2 protein-coding genes are annotated in these 2,886 nt (G+C 68.0%); one reads left to right on the top strand and one right to left on the bottom strand.

The window, feature by feature from the left end:
* Positions 1 to 1,019 precede the first annotated feature (1,019 nt).
* Entirely contained in the window at positions 1,020 to 1,874 is an 855-nt protein-coding gene (locus ACFQ36_RS22000; RefSeq protein WP_377017583.1) for an IS3 family transposase, read from the top strand.
* Positions 1,875 to 1,982: 108 nt separating this feature from the next.
* Here the strand turns inward: ACFQ36_RS22000 and ACFQ36_RS21995 are convergent.
* A partial coding sequence (locus tag ACFQ36_RS21995; protein ID WP_377017581.1) for a ParB/RepB/Spo0J family partition protein occupies positions 1,983 to 2,886 on the bottom strand: 904 nt, incomplete at its 5' end.

Raw genomic sequence — 2,886 nt, 5'->3', positions numbered from 1 at the left:
CGACCTCAGGGCGACGGTCGCAGCCGCAGCGGCCGTCGGGGTCGCGCCTGCCGCTGCCATCAACGCGGACCTCGTGGCCGAGGCTACGCGTTCCGCCGTCCGGGCACGGACGGGCGCCTTCCCCCGCGCCATCGAGGAACGCACCGCGTGAAAACATCCGGCGGCCTGAACGGGCGCCGCAACCAACGCCAAGGGCGCACCTGCACGGTCCGGACCTGCCCGCCGCCGCGCGGGACGGGCCGTTGCCAGTCGCTGACCTGCACACTGCTGGAAAAGGCCCCCACTCCCCCGCCGCACAAGTAGTACCCTTCCACAACGGATCAGAGCAGGCCGCGGACGGGGATGGCATGCCCCGCCGGCCGCCCTGCAGCAGCCGGTTGGGCAGCGGGCGGACCGACAATCCGCCGGGCCACCGTTTCACGTGGAACGTGATCTCCTCCCCCGCCCGTGCGGGCAGCCGGCGAAAACGGGCGGTCCGGCCGTGCGCACGCGGGCGGGCGGAACGACTCGAAGGCCGCGCCTGGTCCGGCGGCAAACCGCGGGTACCCTCCGGATTCGGTTTCACGTGGAACACCTGCACAGGCATTGCCGGCGCGGAGCCTGGAAAGAACGGGAAAGGGGCCCGGCCGTCGTGAACTGCTCCCCGGAAGTTGGACTGAGAAATTCAGTTCCGGCTCCCGGGAGCAGTTTTATGGGTGCAGGTAGTTCATTATTCGAGGATCAGCGCCGGGCCGCTGCAGCGTGGTTTGAGAAAGGCCTTGCAGATACGGCGACAGCCACCTTGCCGGGCGTGTCTCGCCGGCCTGTCTTCGCCTGCGTTGCTGAGAACGTGGGTGCGTGCGTATCGGCGCGAGGGCGCGGACGCATTGCCCGAAGCCTAAAGGCAGACCCCGGAAGCCCGAGGCTCCGCCGCCGGAGGAGACATCCGAGCTGGAGCGGCTGCGCCGGAAGAACGAGCGGTTGCGGGCAGAAGCGGCCTACCTGGGAAAATTGCGGGCCCCGAGGGCCCAAAAACAACGGTGAAGGTCCAGGCTCTCATCGCCCTCAAGGCCGGCTTCCCGCTTCCGCTTCTGCCGCAGGTCTGGGGTCTTGCCCGATCAACGTTCCTTTATCCCCAGGCCCGGCTCCAGGCCCCTGACCCGCAAGAGACACTCAAGTCCGCCGTGATGGACATCTTCACGCAGAACCATGGCCGGTACGGGCACCGCCGCGTGCATACGGAACTGCTCAGGCAAGGCTGGACGATCGCGAAGAAGACCGTGCTGAAGCTGATGCGGGCACCCGGGCTGGGCTGCAAGGTCCGGCGGAGGAAACGCCACGCCTCCTACCAGGGCGGGCAGGGCACCGTTGTGCCAAACCTGCCGGACCGGGAGTTCGACACTGGTGCCCCGAACCGCAAGTGGGTGACCGACGTGACCGGGTCCAGCGTCGCAGACCGGAAGCTCTACCTCGCACCGGTCATGGACCTCTTCGACCGGCAGATCATCTCCCATGCCATCGGCACGTCCCCGAACCTGGCGCTCACCAACGATTCCCTGCGTGAGGCTCTGGCCGGGCTGCAGCCCGGCCGGCAGCCGCTCATGCATTCGGATCAGGGTTTCCAGTACCGGCACGCCTCCTGGCGCACCCTCCTGGCGGATGCCGGCGCGGTCCAATCAATGTCCTGCAGGGGCAACTGCTACGACAACGCCGTGATGGAGAACTTTTTCGGCCACCTCAAGGAAGAGCTCTTTCACCGCGGCAGGTTCATCAGCACCGACGCTCCGGCAGCACAACTGAACAACTACATCCACTGGGACAACACCAAAAGGATCTCGACAAACCTCGAGGGCCCGAGCCCGGTGCAATACCGTGCCCAGGCCCTCGCGGCTTAGGATCTTATTTGGCCAGTCCAACTTTCGGACCCCAGTTCATCGGCCGGGCCCCTTTCCCGGGTCTTTCCCATGAAACCACGGGCGCCGGTGCTCCCGAGCGCCCGTTAGTCAGTTCGACGAACCCGGACTGAGCACATCCATGATGCGGTTCAGGTCCTCCACGCTGGCGAATTCGATGCTGACCCGGCCCTTGCGCGCCCCCAACGTGATTTTTACGTTGGTATCCAGCCGGTCGGCCAGGGAACTGGCCAGATAGTCCAGCCGCTCGTGCCGGCCGCTGTCCTTGGGCTTGCTTTCCCGCGCCGGACGTGACGTTCCGCCGCTCAGGGCCACCGCCTCCTCCGTGCTGCGCACGGACAGGCCTTCGGCCACGATGCGCTGGGCGAGCTTCTCCATCTCGGCGGCATCGCTCAGGCCCAGCAAGGCCCGGGCATGGCCGGCCGTCAGGACGCCGGCGGCAACGCGGCGCTGCACCAGCGGCGGAAGCTTCATCAGCCGGATGGTGTTGGAAATCTGCGGGCGCGACCTGCCGATCCGCTCGGCCAGCTCGTCATGGGTGCAGCCGAAATCTTCCAGCAGCTGCTGGTAGGCGGCCGCTTCTTCCAGCGGGTTCAGCTGGCTGCGGTGCAGGTTCTCCAGCAGCGCGTCGCGGAGCAGGTCATCGTCCGAGGTAGACCGGATGATCGCCGGCACGGCCACCAGCCCCGCGGCCTGGGCCGCACGCCAGCGCCGCTCGCCCATGACCAGCTCGTACTGGTGGTTGTCGGACCCGCTGGACGGACGGACGACGACCGGCTGCAGGATGCCGATCTCGCGCACGGAGTGCACCAGCTCGGCCATGTCCTCTTCGTCGAAGACGGTGCGCGGCTGCTTGCGGTTGGGCTGGATCGAGCCGACGGGCAGCTCGGCGAAGGCGGCCCCGGGCACGGGCATCAGCGCAGCCTCGGCGGAAGCCTCGCCGGCAGGTGCGCCGGCGAGGTCCGGGGCCTCCTGGCCGCCGGCCGGCTTGCCC

Origin of the sequence: Arthrobacter sp. GCM10027362, assembly GCF_042679445.1 — a bacterium.
Classification (GTDB): domain Bacteria; phylum Actinomycetota; class Actinomycetes; order Actinomycetales; family Micrococcaceae; genus Crystallibacter.
This window is presented reverse-complemented; position numbering and strand designations above follow the sequence as displayed.